26 protein-coding genes are annotated in these 26,280 nt (G+C 37.1%); 21 read left to right on the top strand and 5 right to left on the bottom strand.

Going from position 1 to position 26,280, the window contains the following annotated elements; genetic code table 11:
• Positions 1–57 precede the first annotated feature (57 nt).
• The 14 genes from GNT69_RS19690 to safA all read left to right on the top strand — a co-directional run bounded on the left by GNT69_RS19690 (position 58) and on the right by safA (position 14,004).
• Complete coding sequence (locus GNT69_RS19690) at positions 58–1,440, top strand: oligosaccharide flippase family protein (RefSeq protein ID WP_203556701.1); 1,383 nt, start codon at positions 58–60, stop codon at positions 1,438–1,440.
• Between the two features lie 63 nt (positions 1,441–1,503).
• Positions 1,504–2,670, top strand: coding sequence for an SAF domain-containing protein (locus GNT69_RS19685; RefSeq protein ID WP_203556700.1), 1,167 nt, complete (start codon positions 1,504–1,506; stop codon positions 2,668–2,670).
• Positions 2,670–3,935, top strand: coding sequence for a glycosyl hydrolase family 28-related protein (locus tag GNT69_RS19680; protein WP_203556699.1), 1,266 nt, complete (start codon positions 2,670–2,672; stop codon positions 3,933–3,935). Before GNT69_RS19685 ends, GNT69_RS19680 begins: the two co-directional genes overlap by 1 nt.
• An 88-nt stretch (positions 3,936–4,023) precedes the next feature.
• On the top strand, positions 4,024–4,923 hold the full coding sequence (gene galU, locus GNT69_RS19675) for a UTP--glucose-1-phosphate uridylyltransferase GalU (RefSeq protein WP_203556698.1): 900 nt from the start codon (positions 4,024–4,026) through the stop codon (positions 4,921–4,923).
• A gap of 251 nt (positions 4,924–5,174) precedes the next feature.
• Positions 5,175–5,567: a VanZ family protein gene (locus tag GNT69_RS26290; RefSeq protein WP_203556697.1), complete on the top strand. Its 393-nt coding sequence runs from the start codon at positions 5,175–5,177 to the stop codon at positions 5,565–5,567.
• Positions 5,568–5,699: 132 nt separating this feature from the next.
• Positions 5,700–5,903 carry a helix-turn-helix domain-containing protein gene (locus GNT69_RS19665; RefSeq protein WP_203556696.1) on the top strand — a complete coding sequence of 68 codons (204 nt, stop codon included), beginning with the start codon at positions 5,700–5,702 and terminating at the stop codon, positions 5,901–5,903.
• A gap of 330 nt (positions 5,904–6,233) precedes the next feature.
• On the top strand, positions 6,234–7,469 hold the full coding sequence (locus tag GNT69_RS19660) for an ATP-binding protein (RefSeq protein ID WP_203556695.1): 1,236 nt from the start codon (positions 6,234–6,236) through the stop codon (positions 7,467–7,469).
• A gap of 192 nt (positions 7,470–7,661) precedes the next feature.
• Entirely contained in the window at positions 7,662–8,843 is a 1,182-nt protein-coding gene (locus GNT69_RS19655; RefSeq protein WP_203556694.1) for an HD-GYP domain-containing protein, read from the top strand.
• 147 nt (positions 8,844–8,990) lie between these two features.
• Positions 8,991–10,172: a hypothetical protein gene (locus tag GNT69_RS19650; protein ID WP_203556693.1), complete on the top strand. Its 1,182-nt coding sequence runs from the start codon at positions 8,991–8,993 to the stop codon at positions 10,170–10,172.
• 189 nt (positions 10,173–10,361) lie between these two features.
• Positions 10,362–11,507, top strand: a complete 1,146-nt coding sequence (locus tag GNT69_RS19645; RefSeq protein WP_203556692.1) for a DEAD/DEAH box helicase — start codon at positions 10,362–10,364, stop codon at positions 11,505–11,507.
• A gap of 190 nt (positions 11,508–11,697) precedes the next feature.
• On the top strand, positions 11,698–11,835 hold the full coding sequence (locus GNT69_RS19640; RefSeq protein WP_203556691.1) for a hypothetical protein: 138 nt from the start codon (positions 11,698–11,700) through the stop codon (positions 11,833–11,835).
• 107 nt (positions 11,836–11,942) lie between these two features.
• Positions 11,943–12,671 carry a CBS domain-containing protein gene (locus GNT69_RS19635; RefSeq protein ID WP_239094356.1) on the top strand — a complete coding sequence of 243 codons (729 nt, stop codon included), beginning with the start codon at positions 11,943–11,945 and terminating at the stop codon, positions 12,669–12,671.
• Between the two features lie 175 nt (positions 12,672–12,846).
• On the top strand, positions 12,847–13,326 hold the full coding sequence (gene rraA, locus GNT69_RS19630) for a ribonuclease E activity regulator RraA (protein WP_203556690.1): 480 nt from the start codon (positions 12,847–12,849) through the stop codon (positions 13,324–13,326).
• Positions 13,327–13,398: 72 nt separating this feature from the next.
• The gene (gene safA, locus GNT69_RS19625; RefSeq protein ID WP_203556689.1) at positions 13,399–14,004 is read left to right on the top strand and encodes a SafA/ExsA family spore coat assembly protein; all 606 of its coding nucleotides are present in this window, start codon (positions 13,399–13,401) and stop codon (positions 14,002–14,004) included.
• Between the two features lie 808 nt (positions 14,005–14,812).
• Here the strand turns inward: safA and GNT69_RS19620 are convergent.
• The gene (locus GNT69_RS19620) at positions 14,813–15,070 is read right to left on the bottom strand and encodes a hypothetical protein (RefSeq protein ID WP_203556688.1); all 258 of its coding nucleotides are present in this window, start codon (positions 15,068–15,070) and stop codon (positions 14,813–14,815) included.
• Between the two features lie 252 nt (positions 15,071–15,322).
• Between GNT69_RS19620 and GNT69_RS19615 the strand changes: the two genes are divergently transcribed.
• The 7 genes from GNT69_RS19615 (at position 15,323) to GNT69_RS19585 (ending at position 20,814) form a co-directional block, all read left to right on the top strand.
• Positions 15,323–15,664, top strand: a complete 342-nt coding sequence (locus GNT69_RS19615) for a lmo0954 family membrane protein (protein ID WP_203556687.1) — start codon at positions 15,323–15,325, stop codon at positions 15,662–15,664.
• 23 nt (positions 15,665–15,687) lie between these two features.
• On the top strand, positions 15,688–16,335 hold the full coding sequence (locus GNT69_RS19610) for a PspA/IM30 family protein (protein WP_203556686.1): 648 nt from the start codon (positions 15,688–15,690) through the stop codon (positions 16,333–16,335).
• A 91-nt stretch (positions 16,336–16,426) separates the two neighbouring features.
• On the top strand, positions 16,427–17,161 hold the full coding sequence (gene liaF, locus GNT69_RS19605) for a cell wall-active antibiotics response protein LiaF (RefSeq protein WP_239094355.1): 735 nt from the start codon (positions 16,427–16,429) through the stop codon (positions 17,159–17,161).
• Positions 17,158–18,231 carry a sensor histidine kinase gene (locus tag GNT69_RS19600; protein WP_203556685.1) on the top strand — a complete coding sequence of 358 codons (1,074 nt, stop codon included), beginning with the start codon at positions 17,158–17,160 and terminating at the stop codon, positions 18,229–18,231. Before liaF ends, GNT69_RS19600 begins: the two co-directional genes overlap by 4 nt.
• On the top strand, positions 18,224–18,856 hold the full coding sequence (locus tag GNT69_RS19595; RefSeq protein ID WP_203556801.1) for a response regulator transcription factor: 633 nt from the start codon (positions 18,224–18,226) through the stop codon (positions 18,854–18,856). The genes GNT69_RS19600 and GNT69_RS19595 overlap by 8 nt, the downstream gene beginning before the upstream one ends.
• 140 nt (positions 18,857–18,996) lie before the next feature.
• A complete protein-coding gene (locus GNT69_RS19590) occupies positions 18,997–20,322 on the top strand; it encodes a polysaccharide biosynthesis protein (RefSeq protein ID WP_203556684.1) in 1,326 nt (441 codons plus the stop codon).
• A gap of 63 nt (positions 20,323–20,385) precedes the next feature.
• Positions 20,386–20,814: a DUF1284 domain-containing protein gene (locus tag GNT69_RS19585; RefSeq protein ID WP_203556683.1), complete on the top strand. Its 429-nt coding sequence runs from the start codon at positions 20,386–20,388 to the stop codon at positions 20,812–20,814.
• Positions 20,815–20,833: 19 nt separating this feature from the next.
• On the opposite strand, the gene GNT69_RS19580 is transcribed toward GNT69_RS19585, so the two are convergent.
• The 4 genes from GNT69_RS19580 to GNT69_RS26095 all read right to left on the bottom strand — a co-directional run bounded on the left by GNT69_RS19580 (position 20,834) and on the right by GNT69_RS26095 (position 26,189).
• Positions 20,834–21,106, bottom strand: coding sequence for an acylphosphatase (locus GNT69_RS19580; protein ID WP_203556682.1), 273 nt, complete (start codon positions 21,104–21,106; stop codon positions 20,834–20,836).
• A 301-nt stretch (positions 21,107–21,407) separates the two neighbouring features.
• A complete protein-coding gene (locus GNT69_RS19575) occupies positions 21,408–22,640 on the bottom strand; it encodes an aminopeptidase (protein WP_203556681.1) in 1,233 nt (410 codons plus the stop codon).
• A 151-nt stretch (positions 22,641–22,791) separates the two neighbouring features.
• Positions 22,792–24,885: a DNA topoisomerase III gene (locus GNT69_RS19570; protein WP_203556680.1), complete on the bottom strand. Its 2,094-nt coding sequence runs from the start codon at positions 24,883–24,885 to the stop codon at positions 22,792–22,794.
• A gap of 197 nt (positions 24,886–25,082) precedes the next feature.
• Positions 25,083–26,189, bottom strand: coding sequence for an ATP-binding protein (locus GNT69_RS26095; protein ID WP_203556679.1), 1,107 nt, complete (start codon positions 26,187–26,189; stop codon positions 25,083–25,085).
• Between the last annotated feature and the right edge of the window lie 91 nt (positions 26,190–26,280).

The following is a 26,280-nucleotide window of genomic DNA, read 5'->3' as shown; positions in this document are numbered from 1 at the left end:
ATAAAAACAACAGTCTATTAAACATTCAAGGTTTTTATTGAAAAGAGGTGAGGAATAATGGCTATATCACTTAACTATAAAAATTCACTCAGGTCAGGAGGAGTCTGGGCAATATTTGGGAAATTCTCAACATCCTTTATGACTTTGTTCATCAATGCAATATTAGCAAGAATGTTAGTTGCGGAGGATTTAGGAGTATATTTTTTAGCCTTTAATATTGCGATTTTTGGGGCTTATTTAGGAACACTAGGTTTTGAACAAACCGTAGTACGTTTTGTTGCAGATAGTATTGGAAAAAATGAGCTCAAAAATGTCTCGTTTATTATTAATCTTTCCTTACTTGTCACAACTATTGGATTCGCAGTTGTAGGGATTTTATATTATTACAGCTCTAAATGGATTTCTATTACCCTTTTTCAATCAGTCGGGTTATCCTCCATTACAATTTTGGTGATTGCTTGGATTGGTGCCAATAGTTTTCAAATATTGCTTGGAGAGACATTTAGAGGTTTTCAAGATATTCGCTTTGCTTCTATTTTTGGAGGATTGTTATCGACGGTCCTCTTTATTACTTTATTGTGTGTAAACGCTTATTGGATGTGGATACCAGTTACATTAAGTACAACTGTCCTCTTTTGGGTTGTTTCATTAGTCCTTTCAAATACAGTTGGAATCATCATACTTGCAAGAAAAGTAAAATTGCTAATGAAAGAAGCGAAACCATCGCTAAAAAGAACGGTTCATGTTCAAGAAACATTCTCAACTACATTATCTTTTATGGTAATAACAATTAGTACGTATTTCATGAGTCAAAGCGATTTATGGATAATTAGTGGAATTGGAACTGAAAAGGATATTGCAATTTACGGCGCTGCTGCAAAATTAGCAGTTCTTATGTCAATGCCGCTTATCATAATAAATTCAGTGGTGCCTCCGCTAATTGCTGAAAAATATGCCCAAGGGGAAATAAAGGGGTTTGAAAGGACTCTGCGCTTAATCGCTACATTAGCTTTTTATCCAACTCTAGCATTATTCATCCTATTTCTATTTTGGGGAGAATTTATTTTATCATTTATTTTTGGTTCATCTTTATATGGAAGCGGTGCATTAATTTTAACTCTTTTAGCATTAAAGTATTTAATTAGCGCTTGGGGGGGAGCAACGAGTACAGTGTTGGCAATGGCAGGGAGGCAAAAACAGTTGATGAAAGTAACATTTTTGACAGGCTTCGCTTCCATTGTTCTGGCAATCATATTAGGTAATCTCTATGGTGGATTTGGTGTTGCTCTTGGTTTCTTAATAACAAGTATGATTTCGCAAATTTATCTAATTTTTTCTACTTCTAAATTATTAAATATTCGTGCGTATGTGGATGTATTTAAAACTAGTCATCTATTAAAAGAAACGTTTAAACAAAATCGATTGAAAAGGACATCATAGATACTATTCCTAATAATAACCAAGAAATAAAATAATTTACTAAAAATTGATAGGAGTGCAGTTATGCAGCCAAAAACGAAGATAGGTGTTATTGGAACAGGATTTATTTCTAAAGGTCTGATCAAAGCAATTAAAAATGAAGATGATTTAGTTGTTTCGAAAGTATTAACACGGCGAAAGATCAGTGATATAAAGTCTTTTCCAGATAAGGAGTTAATAACAAATAGCGTAAATGAATTAATTGAAAATTCAGAGATTATTGTTGAGTGCAGTGGAGACACCATTTATGGAACAGAAATAATCAATAGTGCCTTTTTAGCTAATTTACCTGTTATTACTATGAATTCTGAGCTTCAAGTGACAACCGGTTCATATTTTGCGGGAAGAGGAATGATTACCGAAGCGGAAGGAGATCAACCAGGTTGTATAGCTGCTCTAAAGGAAAATGTGGTTCAAATGGGATTTAAACCATTAGTCTATGGGAATATTAAAGGTTTTTTAAATCGAACCCCCAAAAAAGAGGAAATGGAATACTGGTCTAAACGAAATAATTTGAGTTTACAAATGGTGACTTCTTTTACAGATGGGACAAAAGTCCAATTTGAACAGGCTTTAGTAGCAAATGGATTAGGTGGTGACATCGTTCAAACAGGTTTATTAGGACCAGCTTCGGATGATGTGGAAAGTGGTGGCAAATATTTAGCGGAACAAGCGAAAAAACATGGGTCCGTTATTAGTGATTATTTGCTCTGTCCTAAAGGTCCTGCTGGTGTATTCATTACAGCGGAACATGAAGAAAATCAAAGAGGAGCCTTAAATTACTTTAAAATGGGTGAGGGTCCATATTATACGTTAACTCAAAATTTCCACCTTTGTCATTTAGAAATTATGAAAACGATTCGAAGAGTATTAACAGGAGGAGGAGTTCTACTAAATAATTCCTCTACCCCATCGATTAGTGTCGGAGCGGTTGCGAAAACAAAAATTGCTCCTGGAACTAAGATTTCACATGGAATTGGTAGCTTTTTAGTGAGAGGAGAAGCTTTAAAAATAATTGAACACCCTAAACACATTCCAATCGGTTTATTGGTTAATGCTGTAATTACCAATCATATAGAAGAAGGTCAATTAATAACAATGGATGATGTTGTTATTCCAGATAGTTTAGCACTTAAAGCCTGGAAGGAAATAAAAAATAAAGCGATAAATGACTACGAGGCAATCGTTTAATGAAAAAGTTAAGTTTCTTTCTATTTCTTTTTACTATTTTCATTGTAGGTTGTAGGGAGAAAGTGACTGAAATTCATCCCGAAAAAAGCACTGTACCAATTATTAATGTTAAGGATTATGGTGCCATTGGTGATGGAAAGCACGATGATACAAAAGCCATTAAAAAGGCACTGGCAGCAGGTAATGACATTTATTTTCCGGAAGGGACCTATTTAATAACGGATTCTTTGGAGGTAAGTAAGAAAAAATTACAAGGGGCCGGAATGGAACATTCTGTCTTCTATAGTACAGCAAATGCTCCGATCTTAAAAATAATAGGTGGGAAAAGTGATATACGAAATTTGGGATTCCAGTATGAGGGTTGGGACCAAAGGGACTTTGAAAAAAGGAATGCGATTCAATTTGAAGATCAGATTGCTAATTCTATATTTGAGAACCTAAATTTTGTATCCGTTTATAGAGGTTTTTATATTGCAGAAGGAGCAGTAAATTTTGCTTTCTCAGTGAACATGAGAAATATTTACATTTTTTATTATGCGAAAAATGCAATTCACTTAGTCCCGCCATCTGGTGGAAATACTGGGAGCGTCATAGAGAATGTTTATACTTCAAATGGATTAAGGTACCAAAGATATGAACAAGATGTTGTTCCATTTGTATTCGAAAGAGCGAGTGAAATGACTCTCATTCAATTAAATGCTGAATGGGCTAATATTGAAAAAGCATTCCAGTTTGATTATTGCTTCAATGTTGTTGTTATTAGTCCACATATTGAAGGTAATAACTTACGACAGAATAATAGCACTTTCTTTGATATAAACGATTCAAATGTAAAGATAATAGGCGGGCGGGCGTATGATAATGAAATTGAAGCAGACTCTTCAGTGTTCACATTAAAATGGTATTCTGATGTCTCAGTAGATACCTTCAATTTAGATTCAAATGAAGAAAAACAAGGTTCGTTAAAATTACTTTATGGAGAAAACCTTGAGAAAAGTCGATTAGATTTGACAAGGCTTGAAACGGATCATTCTGTTTTGTTGGAAAATTCTAACCTCTTAAATAAGAATGGGATACCGGTTTTGACAAGGCTTAATGATAAGAGCTTTTTTGATGGAATGGGTGTTCAGTCTTTCTCCTCTCTTCCAAAGCCAACAGAAGAATGGAGAGGGAAAATGATTTTGATAGAGACACCTTTAGGTGATGAGGTATACCTGTGTAAGCTTAGAAATGGAAAATACGAATGGGTGGAAGTGTTTAATTAAAATCCGTTAATTACTCATCATTTTTAATATTTGTCTATTAATTGATACCCGTTTTAGAGATACTCACCTAAAACAAGGAGGAGTTAGTGTGCGAAAAATTAGAAAAGCGATTATCCCTGCTGCTGGTCTTGGAACAAGATTTTTACCAGCAACAAAGGCTATGCCAAAGGAAATGTTACCGATTGTAGATAAGCCAACGATTCAATACATCGTCGAAGAAGCCGTAGAATCTGGGATTGAAGACATTATTATTGTTACTGGGAAGGGAAAAAGAGCAATTGAAGATCATTTTGATCTTGCATGGGAATTAGAACAGAATCTACATGATAAAGGAAAGTTTGATTTGTTAGATAAGGTTCGATACTCTTCTAATTTAGCGAATATTCATTATATCAGACAAAAAGAACCAAAAGGACTTGGACATGCAGTCTGGTGTGCACGTCAATTTATTGGTAATGAGCCATTTGCTGTACTGCTCGGAGATGATATTGTACAAAGTGAAACACCTTGTTTAAGGCAATTAATGGTTAAATTTGAAGAAACTCAGTCATCTATTATTGGGGTCCAACGGGTACCTGAAGAAGAAACAAATCGATATGGGATTATTGATCCAGGACTTCCTTCAGGCAGACTCTATCAAGTGAACAGACTAGTAGAAAAGCCCAAGTTAGGCACTGCCCCATCAAACCTAGCCATATTAGGAAGATATATTTTAACACCGGAGATATTCATGCTTCTAGAAAATCAAAAAGCTGGAATGGGCGGTGAAATTCAACTTACAGATGCTATCCAGCAATTAAATCAAATTCAACGAGTCCATGCCTATCATTTTGAGGGTAAACGCTATGATGTCGGGGAAACATTGGGATTTGTTAAAACAACAATTGAATTTGCCTTGAAACACGAAAATCTTAAAGATGAAATTATTCCGTTTTTAAAGAGAATGATAGTAGAAGCTCAACAAAGACAAAGCGTGATAGCTAAATAACCAATTAGATTCTGTATGCTATCAGATTTCACATTATAAATGAGATGTCACGAAAAAGATTCGTGATTAATTGGAATTACTGAATTTTGTATGATACCTGAACGGACCTACCTTAGTTTTCGGTATTAAGTTAGCTAACTTTTCATGAAGTGGGGAGAGGTGGGCATAAGATTAAAAATTATGGAAAATTTAAATTAAGGTGTATTAAGTATTTTCAATGTTTCTTGGCTATACTTTGGGGAAGCTTTTTAATGGTCTTCACATTGACAGAAAATTTATACTCCCTATTAGTACATAAAAATGTTGAATTTAGATGGAATTCCTCACCTGATTTTTCATCGCTTTTTATCATTAATGATATTGCATTGATTCATACATGGTGGTTATTGGTTAAATTTGGGCATTTTTTAGGTTTTGCAATTTTCGCGTTTCTTCTGTATTTATGGATGGGAAATAGGCTAAAGGCTACAACCATTTCTATTATATTTGCAGTTTTTACGGAGGTTTTACAACTATTCTTCGGTAGGGACGGGCGTTTGTATGATGTGCTAATTGATTCAATGGGAATCTTAACAGCCCTATTTTTGTTGAATAAATACTTCTCGTTTTTTGTTAGTAAAAAAACTCTTAATCATAATAGTTAGGAGTTGTGATTAAGACATCTGCAACTGAAAAAACATGTATATCTATTAATATCCTAAGTTCTATAGTGAATACCTAACAGAAAATACATGTTTTCTTCTAGTAGGAGTTGATTTTTTTTAGGAGGGAATTTAATGTTAGGTTCTTCTATCCAAAGAATAAGACAAAGTAAAAATATGACTCTATCTCAATTAGCCAAGAAGACAAATATATCAAAGTCTTATTTAAGCAGTATTGAAAGAAATATTCAAACCAACCCCTCGATTTCAATTCTAATAAAAATTGCTATTGCCCTTGAAGTAGATATCCAAAAGCTATTTGAGTCAAGTTATAAATAATAGGGAGTAGGAATTATTTCCTTCTCCCTATTATTTGAATATATGCTCTCCCCCTTCACTCCCTTTTGTCGCTTTTTAATATTTCTTTCCTAATACAAAAGAACGATGGAAAGGATTTGATTAATACTTACTTCCCCAAAAAAGTTGCATTTTATTGATATTAAGATTAAAATTATCTTAATATTCTAATAATACATTTGAATAATGAAAGAGTTTATAATGAGAGTATAAGAGTAAAAGGGTATTTCCCAACATAAAATAATGTTATATTAAAAAAACATAAGTGGATAATGGGGGTTAATACCACCTTCAAAAGGAGAAACAAGCAAAATGGGTGAAGGTTCAAGAGAAGAATCGTTGAAAATCGAAGAGATAAAGGCAATTAAACTATTTATCTTTTTATTTTATATTGTCTTTGTTGGGTTTGATATTATTTATTATTATATTTATCCTTCTTTTTTTTATGTTGAACGAGGTCTACCCTCGGAAGGTCTAGGCTTTTATATGCATATTATTTTTATACTATTAGTACCTGTTACCATATATTTAATTAAAAATGGAGACCCTTATCTAATTAAGTATATTTATTTATTCTCCTATCTAATCATTGACTTGATAAATAATATCTTGATTTATTCGGGTACTGATAAAGTCTATTCTAGTGGGAATATTGTAGAAATCTTTTTATTGTTGTTCGCACCAATATTTGTTAATAAATGTTATTTTTGGGTTGTTTCAATTAGTATGACGCTAAAATATGTATTTTTTGGTTTATTATTTCAAAGTATGAACGTAGTGGTACCGATTGTATTAATTGTCTTTTTTTCTTTATTTGGATACATTTTGCTTTCACGGTTCATTTCCTATGTAAATGGGATGGTTAGTATATATGAAGAATCTAAACAAAAAGAAAAGTTAGCTGTTTTTGGACAAATGGCAGCTTCCATTGCTCATGAAATTAAAAACCCGTTATCTGCTTTAAGAGGATTTACACAGCTTCAACAGGAAAAGGATGGCTCGAAGGAGAACTATTATCCAATTATGCTAAATGAAATTGATCGCATTAATTTAATTGTGTCCGATCTATTATTAATTGGAAAACCAAATATTACGACAAAAAAGCGAACAAGTATAAAAGGAATCATTGATTATGTAGTTTCAATAATTGAACACCAGGCTTCACGTATGTCGATTGAAATCCAAATGGATATCGAAGACAATCTCCCTGGGTTTTATTGTGATGAAAACCAAATAAAGCAGGTATTTATTAATTTGCTAAAAAACTCTGTAGAGTCAATGCAAAATGGCGGTAGGATTTTGGTTACTACACGATTTAGAGATGATAAGTTTTTTATTACCGTCAAGGATGAGGGAGAAGGAATTCCCCAAGACATGATCGACCGACTTGGTGAACCATTTTTTACTACCAAACGAAATGGTACGGGTCTTGGTATAATGGTAACAAAGAAAATTATAGAAGAACATGGTGGGAAATTTGTCATTAAACAAACTAGTAAAGAGGGTACAATTATTGAGGTTGTTCTCCCCAATAGCAATAATAGTTAATAATCATTTTGAAAATAAATCAAAAGGTCTATTAAAAGAATAGACCTTTTGATTTATAATGTTAGTAAGTGTCGATATTTGGCGTCTGTAATAGGTACTTTGTCTTATTTTAAATTTAGACTTCAAACACATAAATATAGTAAACCGAGCTTTGCTGGATTTATTAAATCTAATAAAAAATGGTGAATTTACATGCGAAATGCAAATAGCTCTAGTTCGAGTTTAATTCATGAGGAGCAACGAGCAGTAAAATGGTTCCTTATTTTGTTTTATCTCTCTTCTGTTTTTTACGATTTATTTTACTATTTTTTCTATAAAAAGTATATTTTAAATCTCGAACCAGGATTACCAGGGAGTTTCGGTTACGTTTATTATTTTTTAATGTTTGCTTTTCTCCCTGCTGCTTATTTCTTTAAAAAAAGCGGAAAAACAAGTTCTATTAAATACATGTTCATTTCTGCTTATTTAATATTCTCTATCGTAAATGACAGTATATATTACCTTGGTACAGACTTAGACTATCAAACTGGCAATGTTGTGGAAATATTCATTGTTTTATTTACGCCCATGTTTGTTAATCTTAACTTTTTTAAATTTGTTTTTTTAGGAATGATTCTCAAATATTTATTTATTGGGTTACTATTACAAACTAGCGCAGTTCTATTTCCTGTCACATTACTTTTAGTACTTTCTGCAATTGCCTATGTATTGCTGAACAGGTTTATTGGTTATTTACAGGCCTTTAAAAGCTCTTATGACGAGCAATTAAGCGGTATAGTTAAAGGGATTATTGCTACAATTGAACTAAAAGATCCTTACACAAAAGGTCATAGTGAAAGGGTGGCAAAATATGCTTGTTCGTTAGCAGTCGCAACGGGAAAATATAAAAAAGAAGAATTAAATGCCTTTCATTATGCTTGTTTACTTCATGATATTGGGAAAGTCAATATTCCAGATAAGATATTAATGAAACCTGGAAGGCTTACTGATGAAGAATTCGATATTATTAAGACTCACCCACAAGTTGGTGTTGAGGCAATTAAGAAGGTAAGTAGCCTCGAAAATAGTATAGATGTGATTAAGTCTCACCACGAGCGGTGGGATGGAAAAGGATATCCTGAACAATTAATAGGTGAGGATATTCCATTTCTAGCTAGGGTTGTTTCCATCGCTGATGCTTTTGATGCGATGACATCTTCTAGGTCTTATCGTTCAGCTTTACCAGTCGAGGAAGCGTACAAAAGAATTATAGATGGAAAGGGTACTCAATTTGACCCGAAATTAGTGGAGTTGTTTAAAACGGTATATCCTGATTGGGTAAAATATCATGAGAACTATGATTGGTCAAAGAATCTCTCGTTTCAAAATAAGTAATTTGAAAGGAGGTGACATCATGAAAATTCGTAAACTAAAAAAGATAAAAACTACTTGTTGGTGGTGTGCTTTTCTTCCACGTTTATAATTCAGAGAGGGATATTTGATTAAGTTTGTATATCCCTAATTCAGTGGGGGTATTACAAATTGGTAATCAATAAACAATCAACACTTACTCTCTATCCCTTAACGATTAGGAAGGATACGAAAAATTATATTGTCGAAGACATAAGATCAAGTGAGTTTTATGAAATGCCTAAGTTATGTATTGAAGCTATCTCTATGATTAATGAAGGCCATGCACTTGATACAATAGAGGAGATCCTAAAAAAAAGCTATCCTAATGAAGAAGTGGATATGATTGGTTTCGTAGAGGATCTCCTTGAGTTTGGCCTTGTATATAGCATAGATGGAAAAATTGTATCCAAGGATGTAGAGAAAAGAATACAATCGAATGGGTTCGTTTCGATTTCTCCAAAAATTGGCCAATTCTTCTTTAATCGTTACTCTTCCATTATCTACTTATTAACCTTTATTGCTACAGTTTTAACCTTTATTATTAACCCTGAATTATTCCCAAGTTACAAGGATGTCTTCCTGTTTGACTTAATGATGTACAACATCATTGTATTCCTCATTTTAACTTTCTTGCTTGTTATACTCCACGAAATTGGTCATGTACTTGCGGTACGTGCGGAAGGATTACCGACTAGTATTGAGATAGGTCATCGTTTGTTTCTAGTTGTGTTAGAAACTGATATGTCCCGGGTTTGGTCAATCCCACCCGTTCGAAGATATCGTTTCTATTTAGCTGGGATGTATGTTGATATAGTAGTACTATTTGTGGCTTTATTAATACAAATAATGTTTTCGAGTCAGATGATTGTAGTCGGTATTGGAAAAATGGCGGTCCTTAGCACTTTTATTCGAATTCTTTATCAATTTTGCGTTCATATGAAGACAGACTTGTATTATGTGCTTGAAAACTGGACAGGATGCTATAATTTAATGGAAAACGGACAAAACTTTTTGAGACGTTGGCTCCCATTTATTCCTGATGTTAATACTAGCAAGGCTTTTGATGGGGAAGATAAAGTGATTAGGCCATATGCAATCTTATATTTAATAGGTATTTTAATTACATTTGCAGTATTAATTTTCTATAGTATTCCGTTGGTTATTCATGCCAGTATTCTTGTAAGTCCTGGATTATCAGAACCGCTTAGCAGTATCCTCTTCTGGGATGCAATCGTGTTTTTCTTGCAGTTTGTGATTATTTTTGGCTTGTTAGGTTATTCTTGGTCAAAGAAATACCGTCTCAATCATTAAAAAAAAGAGTGTTTGTTGAATATAATTTAGCAGCACATTCATATCCTCATTTGAACGTGCCAGAAAATTTTCCCTGGCACTTTATTTTTTTATTTTAGAAAAACAAAAGTACAGGTAAACTAGACTTGACGGCTGTTTTTAAGCTAGTATTTGTTAGAGAACAAAGAAAGCGGATTAAAGGAGATAGAAATGACTGATAATGAACAGATGATTAATCAATTGAAACCATTTTTGCAAGAAGCGTGGAGCAAGGCTGGTTTTTCAACACCGACAGACGTACAAACGAAAGCCATTCCATTAATTTTAGAAGGTTTGGATGTAATTGCTGAGTCGCCAACAGGAACAGGAAAAACACTTGCTTATCTACTGCCAGTTTTAAATAAAATTGATCCAGATAAACGAAATGCCCAAGCGGTTATCCTTGCCTCTTCCCAGGAATTAGTTATGCAGATTCTTTCAGAAGTACAAAAATGGGGAGAAGGAAGCGGGATAAGTTCCGCATCCATCATTGGCGGAGCTAATCCGAAGCGTCAACTTGAAAAACTGAAAAAAAGCCCTCACCTAATTATCGGTACACCTGGAAGAGTGAATGAACTCATCAAACAAAAGAAGCTGAAGATGCATGCGGTGAAAACGATTGTCCTAGACGAAGGAGATCAGTTATTAACAGCTGAGCATAAGAGCACGATTGAAAACATAGTGAAATCAACGCTTGCTGATCGCCAAGTTCTTTTATTTTCTGCGACGCTTCCGCCTCATACCGAGGGAGCTGCGAAAGAGCTAACGAAACAACCTGAAATCATCAAGGTTAAGAAGGATTCAACGATTGTAAGTGGAGAAGTTCAACATATTTATTTTATAAGTGAACAACGCGATAAAATAAAAATAGTAGAGAAGCTATCTCGGCTTGAGACGCTTAAGGCTCTTGTTTTTATGAAAGATATTGGCAGCTTACAAGTCGCTGCTGAGAGACTTAATTATAAGGATATTCCGGCAATCATGTTACACAGTGAATTAACAAAGCAGCAGCGTCAAGCAAATTTGAAGCAGTTTCGCGAAGGGAAGCAGGAGATGTTACTCGTCACCGATATTGCTGCGCGTGGCCTTGATATTCAAGGTGTAACTCATGTTGTCCATTATGATTTCCCAAGAGACCGGGAACAATATATCCATCGTTCTGGTCGAACAGGACGCTTTGGAGCAGAAGGCATAGTCATATCAATTGTGAATGAGCGAGAAGAACGAGATTTGAAAAAATACTGTAAAGAGCTTGGATTTGTACCGGAACAGAAAGATTTTTATCACGGGCAGATTGTTGATTGGAAGAAAAGATAATCCTTTGTTATCTTTTCTTCATAAGCATGAAGCGAAAGTTCCAACAGAAGGGGTTTTACTACCAGTTAATCTGCGATAAACATGTAAATCTAGAAGCCTGCAATTTACTTTAGGATAAAAGCGAAAGCATATTCCGGGGATTAACTACTCATACTAACAATGAAAACTAATAGGTAAAGGAGTCGAATGTATGGGTAGGCAAAAACTGGGGAATCCGGGTGCGCAGCGCAATAATAATCGAAAAAGAGATCAAAAAGTAAGTGAAGAACTAGTTGAATGGACAACAAGTCAGAAGAAAAAGAATGAACCTAGTAATCCCGCCGACTAACATTGTAAATGATTAAGGTGCTCTCGTGAATGTCGGAGCACCTTTTGTGGTTTTTATGTCCTTTTCATGTAAAATAAACATGTACTTCATTATTGGAGGGGAATGTTTTGGAGAAAAAGACAGAAAGAACTCAAGCTGGTCAGTTTGAAGTGGCCTTTAACCGTATACATAGATGTTTAAAGGAAATGGTAAAGGATGCTAATAATGATCACTTTGTGGAACTGCTTAACACTGGATTTAAAAGTCATTCAATTATTCGAAAATACAAAAATGAACTGTATCAATTTGCAAAGTTGAGGAATGCCATCGTCCATGAAAAGGTCGATGTCGATTATTATATTGCGGAGCCACATAGAAAAGTGGTTAACCGGATTGGGGAAATTGCCACTCATTTTGAGAAACCTCCATTATCAACGTCGATTGCCTCTGCTCCTGTTTTTTACTACTATGATGATGCATATTTAAAGGATGTGCTAAAGGCAATTAATAAATTCGATTTTACTCGGTTTCCTATTTACAGCCGAGACCATGAGTATAAAGGACTTTTGACATCATCTGATATTATTCGCTGGATGGCGAAGCAATTAACAAGCAATGTTATCTCCCTTGCAAATGTAAAAATTCAGGATATTTTACGACCTAATAAAAAATATTATGTTGATTTTATTGCTGAATCAACAAATTTATATGAAGTCGAGGAACTGTTTGACAAATACCATATGGAGGATAAAAAGTTACAGGCTGTCATTCTTACTGAGACAGGAAATCGAAACAGCAAGCCTAAAGCGATTATCACTCCTTGGGATTTATTGGACCCAGACGCGACTAACTCATAAACCATATTGTGAAAATCCGCATTTCTCTTGAATAACATAATGCTATTTTTATATTGAATTGCTCACTTATTTAACCAACCTGCAAAGTCTTCTGCAGGTTTTTCATTTTTAAAAGAGGAATCCTATTTTTTATCGAGAACTCTTTTACTATAAAAAGAAAAGGGGGAATAGAGAGATGGATTTTAAAACAGCTGATTTATGTGATGATTTTGCGAGTGAGTTAGCCATTTGCCAACTAGAATTTAAGTCATATGGCAAAAGGCCGAAGTTTTTTGGGCCCATTTGTACAGTAAAGGTCTTTGAGGACAATGCGCTCGTATTGGAATCTTTACAGTCCATTCCAGAAGGCAGTGTACTTGTTGTCGATGGTGGGGGTTCAAGGCGACGTGCTCTAATGGGAGACAGGCTGGCTGAAATCGCCCAAAACCGAAAGTTAGCAGGGGTTATTATTAATGGATGTGTCCGTGATGTCGAGGATTTAGAAAAATTAAATGTCGGCATTTTTGCAATCGGGAGTGTTCCATTGAAGAGTAAAAAAGAAGGAAAAGGTGAGAAGCAAGTCGAGGTGACTTTCGGTGGGATTGAATGGAAACCAGGATCGTATGTGTACGCTGATCAAGATGGTGTAGTTGTTTCAGACAGAAAACTTTTTTAAATAATTTTAAATGTTTTTCGTATATTTTTCCCGCTTTTTCTCATCCTAATCGAGGAGAAGGAGGAGGAAAAAATGCTTAAGAAAATTTTATTTACTTTAATCTTACTTATCGTCATCCCAACGTCAACATTTGCCCAGCAAGTCCATACTGTCAGATCAGGAGACACTCTCTGGAAAATTTCTGTATGGTATGAAGTAGGCTTATCGGAAATTATCCAAGCGAATCCGCACTTTAAAAATCCAGCTTTGATCTATCCTGGACAAAAGGTGACCATTCCTGATATAAGTGCTGCGAAAAATATTGAAAATCAGGTGATTCAACTAACCAATCAAGAAAGAGCGAAACACGGGTTAAAACCGCTTGCAGCCGATTGGCAATTATCACGTGTTGCAAGATACAAGTCTGTTGATATGCGGGATAAAAACTACTTCCAGCATAACAGTCCCACTTACGGTACTCCTTTTGATATGATCAAAAGTTTTGGGATTACTTATCGTAGTGCAGCAGAAAATATCGCGGCGGGACAACGCACTCCACAAGAGGTAGTAAAGGCATGGATGGAAAGTCCAGGCCATCGCGCGAATATTTTAAATGGGAATTATACACATATTGGTGTAGGCCACGCATCAGGCGGATCATACGGGCATTATTGGACGCAAATGTTTATCGCGAAGTAAACAAGAGAGACACCGGCTTCATGTTAAAAAAGCTGGTGTTTTTTTTGTGCCGAGAAAAGAAAAGTATAAATTTCTGAATTGAAAAATATTCCCATAAGGATGTGTCTGAATGTCGGTAGAATTCGGACAGATTTGCTCCTTTGACTTGCAAATCTGTCTGAAGGATGGCTGCTTTCGGACAGATTCGTTCCTTTGGCTTGGGATTCTGTCTGAAGGACGGGTGCTTTCGGACAGATTCGTTCCTTTGGCTTGGGATTCTGTCTGAAGGACGGCTGCTTTCGGACAGATTCACTCCTTTGGCTTGAGATTCTGTCTGAAGGACGGGTGCTTTCAGACAGATTCGTTCCTTTGGCTTGGGATTCTGTCTGAAGGACGGGTGCTTTCGGACAGATTCACTCCTTCGGCTTGGGATTCTGTCTGAAGGACGACTGCTTTCGGACAGATTCACTCCTTTGGCTTGAGATTCTGTCTGAAGGACGGCTACTTTCGGACAGATTCACTCCTTCGGCTTGGGATTCTGTCTGAAGGACGGCTACTTTCGGACAGATTCGCTCCATTGGCTTGGGATTCTGTCTGAAGGACGGGTGCTTTCAGACAGATTCGTTCCATTGGCTTGGGATTCTGTCTGAAGGACGGGTGCTTTCGGACAGATTCACTCCTTCGGCTTGGGATTCTGTCTGAAGGTGCACCACTTTCGGACAGATTCACTCCTTCGGCTTGGGATTCTGTCTGAAGGACGGCTGCTTTCGGACAGATTCACTCCTTTGGCTTGAGATTCTGTCTGAAGGACGGCTACTTTCGGACAGATTCACTCCTTCGGCTTGGGATTCTGTCTGAAGGACGGCTGCTTTCGGACAGATTCGCTCTTTTGGTTCGCGATTCTGTCTGAAGAAGCACCACTTTCAGACAGATTCAATCCTTTGACTTGCAAATCTGTCTGAATGGCGGTAGAGTTCGGACAGATTTTTACGTTTCCTCCAGGAATCTGTCTGAATGCCGCTAGTATTCGGACAGCTTTGCCAATTTCCTTCGGAAATCTGTCTGAATGCCGCCAGCATTCGGACAACTTAGCTCATTTTCCTCAGTGTTCTATCTGAATGCCGCCAGCCTCGGACAACTTCACCCAATTTCCTCAGTGTTCTGTCTGAATGCCACCAGTAATCAGATAACTCCGCCTCCTTTTCCATATTAAGAAACAACCCCCTATTAAAGGTCCTATATGCTCTCGGTCTTAAGCCCTAGCTGGAAATCAAGCTAGGGCTCGTTATGATTTAGCTTTTTTCGAGGTAAGATGAAATCAAGAAAGGAGGAACGGAAAATGAAAAAACTTGGTTTGTTAGTTATTGGAGGAATCGCAGCGTTCGTGTTGATTTCAAACTTAGGTTCATTGTTCGGTTTGGCTGTCAGTCTACTTTTTTTATATTTGATTCTTAAGCAATTTTTAAAAGCAGACACAACGCTTCAAAAAATCGCTTGGGGTGTCTTCGGTCTTTTCATCCTGCTGGCTGCTGCATCGAACATTCCTGCCATTCTAGCCATTGTCGCAGCCTATGTCCTTTACCTTGTTTATAAAAAGTGGAACGACGAAGAAGCAGTGGCAAATAAGGATAACGATCCATTCGTGAACTTTGAGAAACAATGGTCAGAGTTGAACAAATAAAAGAAGATAAGGAGAGAGTAAAAATGGCAAATTTATTGACTCGTATTAAAAACACGATTATGGCAGACCTTAACGAGGCTGTTGATAAAAAAGAACGAAAAAATCCAATTGCGATGTTAAATCAATATCTTCGTGAATGCGAAGGAGAAACAGAAAAAACTCGAAGGCTCCTAGAGCGACAGTGCCAGTTGAAAGAACAATTTACACGCGAATATCGTCAAGCATTGAATATGGCAGAAAAGCGTGGTCATCAAGCTGAGATCGCTCAAAAGGCTGGGGAAACAGAGTTATATATGTTTGCTGCACAAGAACAACAACATTTTGCGGAAAGAGCCGAACGATTAAAAGAAGCTTTAGTAAATGCAGCGAAGCAACAAAATGAGCTTGAACAGAAGTATGAGGTCATGAAGCATAAACTTAAAGATATGCAGATTCGTCGTATGGAATTAATGGGAAGGGAAAACGTCACGAGAGCTCATCAACAAATGGATAAAGTAATTGATAATGATGATTTTTCCAATCAATCATACTCCTATTTTAATGAAATTGAGGCTTATCTTGACCGGGTCGAGCAGCAAGTGAATCATTCTTATTATCACAGTACAATCGATAACAGAATTGCTGTAATTGAAAAAGCAATGAAAAGTAATGAAACTCATTCTAATTCGTAAACGAAACATGGTATCCTAAAAGAGGCGCAGCAATTGTTCGCGCCTTTTGTTACTTGTCTATATTGTTGTCGCTAGAAAGGAGGAAAAGATCTTGTTGAATAAATTAAAAAGTGATTCTTACAGCTGGATTTTTTTAATTGGTGCAATGTTGCTATTACTAGAAGTGACATTTTTTAATCATGGACTGATCTTTTCCCTCTTTGTATCGGGAACGATGATTTATTTTGGCAGGAAACTATATGAACGCTCAACAGGGAAGTTGCTGTTTTGGGTTGGCTTATTCTTTTTTATTAGCAGTATCATCGGGATGATGACGTTCAGGCTACTCTTATTAGCAATTTTGCTTTATGTAGTTATTCGGTTTGCACGATCAAAAAAGCAGCCAGAGATGATTCGCCCAACACTCGAAGAACCAAAACCAATCGTTGCCGAATCGGAAGTCATTGTAGAATCCTCCATATTTAAAAATACGATGTTTGGGAATCAGAAAACACCGCAGCATGTTTATGAGTGGAATGATATTAATATCATTACTGGAATTGGCGATACGATGATTGATTTTAGTTATACTGTTTTGCCGAAAGGAGAGACAATTGTTTTTATTCGTCATTTTATCGGCAATATTAAAGTCTTTGTTCCATATGATATTGAAGTGAATGTCAGGCACTCTGCATTGATTGGGGAATCTGAGATCCTTGATTTTCGGAAAGAACGTTCCTTTGATCAAATGCTCTCAGTAAAGTCAGCGGATTATGAAAAGGCAGACAAGAAAATTAAGATTTTCACCTCTATGGTAATTGGTGACATCGAGGTGAGACGGATATGAGTTCAGTTCAACGACAAATTCTATGGGGGACAGCTTTTAGTTTTTTGCTGTTTCTTTTTTTGACTGGAGCCTATTTTTATATTCATCCATTAAATCATTGGTCCGAATTATGGGAACGCGAGCTGATGGATATCCCGTTTCTTTTATTAACAGCAACAGTGAGTTTAGGCTTGGGATTACTATTCGGCGGCTTTACTGGGATTTATTGGCGTAGACAAATACAAAGCATTGAAAATTGGCTTTTTCAATTAGAGGAAGGGCGATATACAGAGACGGATTCGAATACCTTCACTGCTGAAGTTGAACCGATAGCAATGAGAGTTCAACGTATACAGAAACAAATCGCAGAAAAGGCGATGCTTTCCCAAAGACTTGCAACCGAAAAGGCAGAAGTACAGGAAACAAAAATTCAGGAAATTATTTCCCAAGAACGAAACCGCCTTGCACGTGAGTTGCATGATTCTGTCAGCCAACAGCTATTCGCCGCTTCGATGATGATGTCCGCAATTAATGAAACAAAAGCGAATGTCCATGTTCAAAGTAAGGAAAACGCGGTGGAAGAGCGAGAAGCGAAACAATTAAAAATGGTGGAAGAAATGATCCATCAATCCCAGCTTGAAATGCGAGCGCTGCTTTTGCATTTGCGACCGGTCGCGTTAAAAGGGAAGTCATTGCAAGAAGGGATTGAGGAGTTACTTGTAGAGCTGTCTCAAAAAGTAACGATGAAAATTGTTTGGAAAGTTGAGTCGTTTCAGCTAGATAAAGGAGTGGAAGACCATTTGTTCCGCATCCTCCAGGAATCGGTTTCGAACACACTCCGACACTCTAAAGCTTCTCAGTTAGAAGTGTTACTCATAAAAAGAGCTGAATTGGTGATTATGAGGGTCTCTGATGATGGCATTGGGTTTAACGTAGAGGAATCAAAGGCAGGTTCCTATGGGTTGCAAAACATGCATGAGCGAGCAGGGGAAATCGGCGGTTCCCTAAAATTAATTAGTTTGAAAAATAAAGGAACGAAACTAGAAGTAAAGGTTCCTATTTTAAGTGGAGCGGGTGATGGCGATGATTAAAGTTGTATTTATTGATGATCATGAGATGGTCAGGATCGGAGTTGCATCCTACTTGTCAGCCCAACCTGATATTGAAGTCATTGGAGAAGCAGATAATGGCCGGGCAGGGGTGGACCTCGTCTTAAAGTTAAGACCGGATATCGTCTTAATGGATTTAGTGATGAAAGAAATGGACGGAATTGAGGCAACGAGAAGAATTGTGGAAGAATGGCCTGAGGCAAAAATCATTGTTGTAACAAGTTTTTTAGACGATGAGAAGGTTTATCCTGCTCTTGAAGCTGGTGCAACTAGTTATATGTTAAAAACATCGAAAGCAAGTGATATTGCGAATGCAGTCCGAGCAACATACAGCGGCCAGCCTGTTCTAGAGCCAGAAGTAACTGGCAAAATGATGAGGAAGATGCGTCAGAAACAGTCCGTACTTCCACATGAAGAATTGACTGATCGTGAGATGGAAGTGTTGATGTTAATGGCTGAAGGGAAAAGCAATCAAGAAATTGCTGATGAACTTTTCATTGCATTAAAGACAGCGAAAACGCATGTAAGTAATATTTTAAGTAAGCTGCACGTACAAGACCGTACGCAAGCTGTCATCTACGCATTTAAGCATTCATTAGTAAAATAGCGAACATGAATAATTGGTTAAATGTTAAGAGGTTGGGGATTTCTTTCGTTTGAACGAAAAAAATTCCTAACAGATAACGAAAATAATTTCTGGACTTGCCTCATATGTATGAAGTAGGAAATGTATAGAGGGGAGTCAGCATGAAGTTATTTTTACGAGGGACACTCGTCCTAATCTTTGCTGCGTTTTTTGGGGAAATGGCAGAACTTTTAATTAATATGATATTGGCTAGGGAACTTGGCGAGAGTGGTATGGGGAGTTATATGACTATTTTGCCACTTATTTTCTTAATTATGATGCTCGCAAGCTTTGAACTACCAGTGTCTGTATCAAAGCTTGTTGCGGAGAAGGATCCTAAATATCATCAGAAAATGTTAAGAGATGTCCTGCATCTGACGATTGTTTTAATGGCTGTTTTATTTGTACTTGTTGCGATTATCCTGCCTAATGTTCCGATATTTCAATCGTACCATCCGTTTATCAAATGGCTTGTGCTTTTCATGATTCCGCTCATGTCTTTTACATCGATTGCTCGAGGTTATTTTATGGGAAAGCAGCAAATGGGGAAAATTGCGACGGCCAATTTAGTACGCCGACTCGTTCAGTTGCTGTTGTTAGCTGGAGTTTATCAACTTTTCGAATTTGAGAGATCAACAGCTGTTCTCATTGCCATTTTCACACTAGCTGCTAGTGAACTTATTGTTTTTCTTTATTTATTTTACTTTTTTATTATAAGTTATCAAAATTTAAAAAAGGTTCCAGGACAATCAATTAATCGCAGAGAATTGCAAAAAAACCTGATTGCGATATCAGGACCAACTACTGCATTAAGGATTTTTCATTCTTTGACTCACGCTGTACAGCCTTTTTTAATTAAAGCAGCGATCGTTCATGCAGGGGTTCCGATGGAGACCGCGAATGAACAATTTGGAATGGTTGCCGGTGTAGCAATGGCTATCGGATTCTTTCCGGCATTTATCGCTCATTCATTTATGATTGTGCTGATTCCAACGGTTGCTAAGCATCATGCAGATGGAGAGTATGTCAAACTACAAAAACTGCTGCAGCATGTCATGCTTTTAACGATTTTTTACGGTGTTCCAGCTGTAACTGTTTTTTATTTCTTTGCAGAACCATTAACGAGTATGTTTTTTTACTCTGAAAATGCGGCTTACTATTTACAAATCTTATGGCCCTATTTCCTTTTGCATTTCTTTGTTATCCCCATGCAGGCTTATCTACTAGGTTTAGGCTTAATGAAAGATGCGTTTTATCATACAGTTTGGTCAACGGTCGTGTCGTTTGCAACGATTTATTTATTAGGATCAAGACCAGAGTGGCAAATGTCAGGAGTAATTATTGGCATGAATACGGGAGCCATGTTAATGACATTTATGCATTTTCTGACTGTCTGTAAGAAAATTGGGGTCACATTTGGGCCAAGGACGTCTGAAAAAAATACTTAGAGGAAATAGATCCCTTTGTAGCGAAGATAGTAGCAGAACAAGTATAGCTAGGGTGTGGTTTTAATGAATAAAGTGTTACGTGGGCATCATCTTTTATGTGTTCACGGGTTTAAAGGGATGGGGTATAGCCCTGACTTTATTAAAAAGATGGAAGAGATTGTCGAAGACGTCAGAAATCCTGAGAAAGATTTTACCATTAAAGTAGTGGCCGCTTTTGATGATGCCTGCATGACCTGTCCACATCAGGGAAATACCGAATGTGAAGCGGGGGAAGAATCGAATGCACATGTCCTTTCAATGGATTATAAAGTCATCCAGCACCTAGAATTGGTTGTTGAAGGGAGCTATCTCAAATCAGACCTCATAAAGTTAACAGCCGAAAAAGTGGATGCAAATGATCTGGATTTTTTATGCAAAGGTTGTTCTTGGCTCAAGTTTGGCGTATGTAAAGAAGGGATTACGGATTTAAAAAGAAAAGCTTGCATTCCATAAAGTGGATATGCAAGCTTTTTTAATATTTAATTGTGAAGGATTGATACCTTTCTTTATTTTCAGTTTCATTTATTTCCACGTTCTCTACGATAGAGAAAGGGTTGCCGCGACGAATATCTTCGACAAATTGACTCAATTTTTCCTTTGTACCACTGGTCATCATTTCAACTGATCCATCTGCTCGATTTTTGACCCAGCCTGTGATGCCATATTGTATTGCTTTCATTTGGGTGAAGTATCGATAACCAACACCTTGAACTCTTCCTGTAACAATAATGTGTAATTGTAACAAGGCTTCGCCCCCAGCTTAATTTCTCAAAATATATCAGTAGGTCTTAATCAAATAAGAAAATAGACCTATGTTCTTATTATAGCAACTTTATTTAAAAGAGTATAGTTAGGAGTGAGAAAAAGGCAGGTCATCGTGCTTGCTGCCTTTTTCAAAGATATTGGATTTTAACATAGTCAATTGATGAAGAAACTTTGGTGTTGATTTTCGCTAAAGGTACTTCGCTTTCCGAGAGGTCTTCGTGCCTTCCGCTCCAACCAACATGTAAACATCGACAATGTGCTTAACACTTCGAAAATGTAAATTAAAATGCCCAGTCACCATTACGAAATACAGGCTCTGTTTTGCCATCGCCTTTTACCCCATCAATATCCATTTCTGCAGAGCCAATCATGAAATCAACGTGTGTAATGCTATCATTTAAACCATGTTTAGCTTGTTCTTCCTTCGACATGTTTTTTCCACCCTCAAGGCAGAAAGCGTAGGCGCTGCCAATTGCAAGGTGGTTAGAGGCGTTTTCATCAAATAATGTGTTGAAAAACAGAATGTTTGATTGAGAAATTGGTGAGTTAAATGGAACAAGAGCAACCTCACCAAGATAATGTGAGCCCTCATCGGTTGCAACCAACTGCTTTAAAATTTCTTCTCCTTCTTCTGCTTGAACATCAGTAATTCGACCGTTTTCAAAGGTGATTTTGAAACGATCAATGATATTTCCACCGTAACTTAATGGTTTTGTGCTTGAAACATACCCATTCACACCGGTTTTTAATGGAACGGTAAATACTTCTTCTGTAGGCATATTTGCCATAAAGTCATGACCTTCCACATTGACACTACCTGCCCCAACCCAAAGATGTTTTTCAGGCAGCTCAATCGTGAGGTCTGTTCCAGGAGCTTTGTAATGAAGCTTTTTATAGCGCTTTTCGTTTAGATAGTCTACTTTTTCATGGAGGTTTTCATTATGTTGCTTCCAAGCTTCAATCGGGTTAGCTGTATCAACACGAGTCGCTGTGAAGATGGCGGCCCATAATTTTTGTACAGCTGTTTCTGTAGTCTCATTAGGGAAGACCATTTTCGCCCAGCCTTCGGATGGGGCAGAGATGACCGTCCAGCTGACTTTGTCTGACATTATGTATTGTCGGTAAGTTGATAAGGCTTTTCCGGACGCTTTTTGCGAATTGGCAATGCGTTCAGGATTGATTCCTTTTAGTAAATTAGGGCTTGAAGAAACGACCGCCATAAAAGCTGCACCTTGGTCAGCCAGCTCAGTGAGCTCTTTAGCACGCCATTCAGGATATTCTAAAAAAACCTCATCCGGGGCAAGTTCATACTTTGTTCTATTGATTACATCATCTTGCCAGTTTACGATTACATTTTTCGCCCCAGTTTCATATGCTTTCTTGGCAATGAGACGCACAAGCACTGCTGAGTCAAGTGTTGCGTTAACAACTAATGTTTGTCCCTTTTGGATGTTAACGCCAACCTTTACAGCTAAATCAGCATATTTTTCTAAATTCTTTTGGAATTCATTCATGAACACACTCTCCTTATTCAGTCTCTTTCCTTCCCATTTTACCATTCCGAGCTAAAAAGATACGAAGAGCCTTATATAATAACATATATAAATGAGTATATTTACATTCTGTATTTTCATTCGTAAAGGCAATTCGAATTTTAAAATCTTCTTATTCTTTGTCATCGAGCGCTGCTTTTAGTAAATCTCCGAGAGATGTACCGAAATTTGAATTATCAGCGCTATATTGTTGTTTCAGTTTCCGCTCCTCATGCTTGGATACTTTCTTTTTCTTTTCTTCTGCTTTTTCTACAATATTACAACGCCGACATTGGAAGTAGGTTCCTGCTTTCCCGTTATGAATTTCCATCTTCTTATGGCACTGAGGACAGCGTCGGTTTGATAGCTTTGGATCTTTATGTTTACGGAAATTGCATTCTCTGCTCGAGCAGACGAGAATCCTTCCGTCCTTTGTTTTCCGTTCTTTCAGGAACTCGCCGCATTCAGGGCATTTTGAGCCTGTTAAGTTATGAGCACGATAGGATTTTTCACTCGCTTTAATCTCAGAAACGAGTTGAGAAGTTTGTTTACGGATTTTTTCCTTAAAGACCTTTTGGTTGCCGTTTCCACGAGCAATCAGTTCTAGTTCTTTTTCCCACTTAGCAGTAAGTTCTGGTGAGGTAAGTTCATCATTGACAAGGTCAATCAGTTGTTTTCCCTTTTTAGTAGGATAAAGACGACTGTTTTGCCTTTCAACCGCTTCAGAGGAAATTAGCTTCTCAATAATATCCGCGCGTGTAGCCGGTGTCCCAAGTCCAAATTTCTCCATTTTTCCAAGAATATCCGCTTCGGAATAGCGTAATGGTGGCTCGGTAAGCTTCTTGGATAAGGTCACTTCATTAACGGTAAAGGTTTTGCCTTTTACTAACTGGCCGAGACTATGCTTCTGTTCGTTCGGCTCCTCTTTGCCAATAATTTTTTTGAATCCAGCTTCTATTACATTCGTTTCACGTGCAGATAATGTTTCACCTTCAACATCAAAAATTGCATGAATCGTCTCAAATTCATAGGCTGGGTAAAATAAGGCGAGAAAGCGACGGACAATTAAATCATATAGTTTCCGCTCATCAGTCTCAAGATCAGCTAAATTAAGACGCTCTTCCGTTGGAATAATTGCGTGGTGATCGGTTACTTTTTCATTATTGAACACGCGTCTAGCGAGAACTTTCCCTTTCTGGTTTAAGACTGGGCGAACTTCCTCTTTATATCCTGATAAGATCCCTTGAAGACGATCAACCATCGTTGCTTCCATATCCTTTGTTAAATAACGTGAATCGGTTCGTGGATAGGTCACAAGCTTATGCTGTTCATATAAGCCCTGTAAAACATTTAAGGTTTTTTTCGCTGAAAATCCAAACCGCTTATTTGCATCTCGTTGTAATTCTGTTAGGTCATACGGCAATGGTTGGGATTCATTTTTCTGTTTACGATCCACTGTCTGTAAAACGGCCTTTTTATTCGCAAGTTTTTGCTTAATTTCCTCTGCTTTTTCCGCTGAGAATACTCTTTTTTCGTTTGCTTGACTCCATTCTGATGAAAGTGGACCGATTTGGGCTTGAATTGTCCAATATTCTTTCGGAATAAAGCTGTTAATTTCTTTTTCCCGTTCAATCATCATCGCTAAAGTTGGCGTTTGAACTCGGCCTGCCGAAAGGGGCTCTTTGTATTTCGTCGTCAGTGCTCTTGAGACATTGAGACCAATTAACCAATCAGCTTCTGCTCGACAAACAGCGGATTCGTATAATGCTTCAAATTGCTTTCCTGGCTTTAATTGTTTAAAGCCGTCTTTAATTGCTCGATCTGTTTGAGAAGAAATCCAAAGTCGTTTAATCGTTTTCCTCCAGCCAGCACGCTCAAGAATCCAGCGAGCGACAAGCTCCCCTTCACGACCAGCATCCGTGGCAATGATCACTTCCTTTACATCTTTACGCTTTAGTAAGGTTTCAACAGATTTGTATTGTGCGCTTGTTTGTTTTATTACTTTAAGTCCCATTTTATCAGGAATAATTGGGAGGTCTTCAAGCCGCCACGTTGTATATTTTGAATCGTAATGTTCAGGCATCTTAAGTTCAATTAAATGACCAAGAGCCCAGGTGACAATATATTGATTGCCTTCGATATAGCTTTTATGTTTTTGATTGCAGCCAAGGACTCGAGCAAGCTCCCGGGCAACACTCGGTTTTTCTGCAAGGACTAATGATTTCATTAAGAGCTCCTTTCAAATTGTGATCACTCATTAGTATATCGGAAATTAGCTCATATTTGTAATGAACATTAAAATGACGTACCTAAATGGAAAAAAAGGTCTTCACTGACGTGAAAACCTTTTATTCCAAGCCCGTTAAGTTGTTACGTTGGTGGTTCGCCTTTAATGGGGGGCGAGCAAGGGCTTTAAGTTGTTCGTTAGCGCATAGCAAATGTTAACTGTGTTAACTCCTGCAGATGATGGTTGTAATGGTTTGATTTTTGTTCCGTTTTGCTAATAGGCAGCAACAATTCGATGGTGGTTCCCTCTTTGCTGCTATAGTATTTTATTCTGCCGTTATGACGTTCAATGATCTGTTTACTAATCATTAGTCCAAGGCCAGTCCCTTTTTCTTTCGTAGTAAAAAATGGTTCTTCAATTCGGTTTAGTAATGACTCTGGAATCCCGCAACCAGTGTCACTGAAAAGCAACTTTATCTGCTCACAATTATGTCGCTCCATATGAATCGTAATCAGCCCGCCATTTGGCATCGCTTCAATACTATTTTTTATAAAATTAATAAAAACTTGTTTTAATTGGTTGGTATCGCAATAGATAGGTGGGATTTCTGGCTGAATGATTGTGTTGATTTCAACATTATTCATTAAAGCTTCCGTATCAAGAAGTGTAGTGACTTCATCAATAAGATTGGTGATATTATTTTGTTGGAAATTCATATCTTTCGGTTTCGCCAATGTCAATAACTCGGTCAAAATGGCTTCAATTCGATTAATTTCATCGTTAATGATTTCGAAATAAGTTCTATTTTCTTTAAAATTCCCTTCTGTTAATTGGAGAAAGCCCTTAATGGCTGTTAATGGATTGCGGACCTCATGGGCAATTCCAGCGGCAAGTTGCCCTGCAACGAGTAGTTTTTCGGATTGAAGAAGGAAATTTTCTGCTTTTCTTCTTTTATCAATATCTCGAACGATTAAATGAATGGCTGAACTATTTTCAAAAGATGTTTGAATTCCTTTTACCTCAGCTTCAAAAATGGTTCCGTCTTTGCGATAAAATTTATGGTTGGTAAATCCCTTAAGTACCCCTTTATTCACTTCAGCAATATATTTGTGATATGCCTCAAAAGAGTCGGCAACAAGGAAATCGAAAATTCCCCTACCAATTATTTCTTCTTTCGTCGAAGCGCCTATGAGGGCAACCCCTGTGTCATTTATATGCAAAATAATTCCACACCTTGTGATTAAGACTGCATCGGGTGAGTGTTCGACAAGGTTTTTATACGTCTCCTCTTGAATTTTAACCACCTCATTTTTCTTTTCTATTAAAATAAGTACTTATCCTGCGTAATATAGGGAATTTTGTAAAAATTTCTTCTGGTATATTCCTATGTTTGCT

The sequence above is a fragment of the Bacillus sp. B15-48 genome, assembly GCF_016879755.1.
Lineage (GTDB): Bacteria > Bacillota > Bacilli > Bacillales > Cytobacillaceae > Mesobacillus_B.
The sequence above is the reverse complement of the archived record's forward strand: the minus strand, read 5'-3'. Positions and strand labels throughout refer to the sequence as shown.

Coding starts and splice junctions, on each gene's coding strand:
- GNT69_RS19690 (WP_203556701.1), top strand. CDS start 58: ATGGCTATATCACTTAACTATAAAAATTCACTCAGGTCAGGAGGAGTC.
- GNT69_RS19685 (WP_203556700.1), top strand. CDS start 1,504: ATGCAGCCAAAAACGAAGATAGGTGTTATTGGAACAGGATTTATTTCT.
- GNT69_RS19680 (WP_203556699.1), top strand. CDS start 2,670: ATGAAAAAGTTAAGTTTCTTTCTATTTCTTTTTACTATTTTCATTGTA.
- GNT69_RS26290 (WP_203556697.1), top strand. CDS start 5,175: ATGGTCTTCACATTGACAGAAAATTTATACTCCCTATTAGTACATAAA.
- GNT69_RS19665 (WP_203556696.1), top strand. CDS start 5,700: ATGTTAGGTTCTTCTATCCAAAGAATAAGACAAAGTAAAAATATGACT.
- GNT69_RS19660 (WP_203556695.1), top strand. CDS start 6,234: ATGGGTGAAGGTTCAAGAGAAGAATCGTTGAAAATCGAAGAGATAAAG.
- GNT69_RS19655 (WP_203556694.1), top strand. CDS start 7,662: ATGCGAAATGCAAATAGCTCTAGTTCGAGTTTAATTCATGAGGAGCAA.
- GNT69_RS19645 (WP_203556692.1), top strand. CDS start 10,362: ATGACTGATAATGAACAGATGATTAATCAATTGAAACCATTTTTGCAA.
- GNT69_RS19640 (WP_203556691.1), top strand. CDS start 11,698: ATGGGTAGGCAAAAACTGGGGAATCCGGGTGCGCAGCGCAATAATAAT.
- rraA (WP_203556690.1), top strand. CDS start 12,847: ATGGATTTTAAAACAGCTGATTTATGTGATGATTTTGCGAGTGAGTTA.
- safA (WP_203556689.1), top strand. CDS start 13,399: ATGCTTAAGAAAATTTTATTTACTTTAATCTTACTTATCGTCATCCCA.
- GNT69_RS19615 (WP_203556687.1), top strand. CDS start 15,323: ATGAAAAAACTTGGTTTGTTAGTTATTGGAGGAATCGCAGCGTTCGTG.
- GNT69_RS19610 (WP_203556686.1), top strand. CDS start 15,688: ATGGCAAATTTATTGACTCGTATTAAAAACACGATTATGGCAGACCTT.
- GNT69_RS19600 (WP_203556685.1), top strand. CDS start 17,158: ATGAGTTCAGTTCAACGACAAATTCTATGGGGGACAGCTTTTAGTTTT.
- GNT69_RS19595 (WP_203556801.1), top strand. CDS start 18,224: ATGATTAAAGTTGTATTTATTGATGATCATGAGATGGTCAGGATCGGA.
- GNT69_RS19590 (WP_203556684.1), top strand. CDS start 18,997: ATGAAGTTATTTTTACGAGGGACACTCGTCCTAATCTTTGCTGCGTTT.
- GNT69_RS19585 (WP_203556683.1), top strand. CDS start 20,386: ATGAATAAAGTGTTACGTGGGCATCATCTTTTATGTGTTCACGGGTTT.
- GNT69_RS19575 (WP_203556681.1), bottom strand. CDS start 22,640: ATGAATGAATTCCAAAAGAATTTAGAAAAATATGCTGATTTAGCTGTA.
- GNT69_RS19570 (WP_203556680.1), bottom strand. CDS start 24,885: ATGAAATCATTAGTCCTTGCAGAAAAACCGAGTGTTGCCCGGGAGCTT.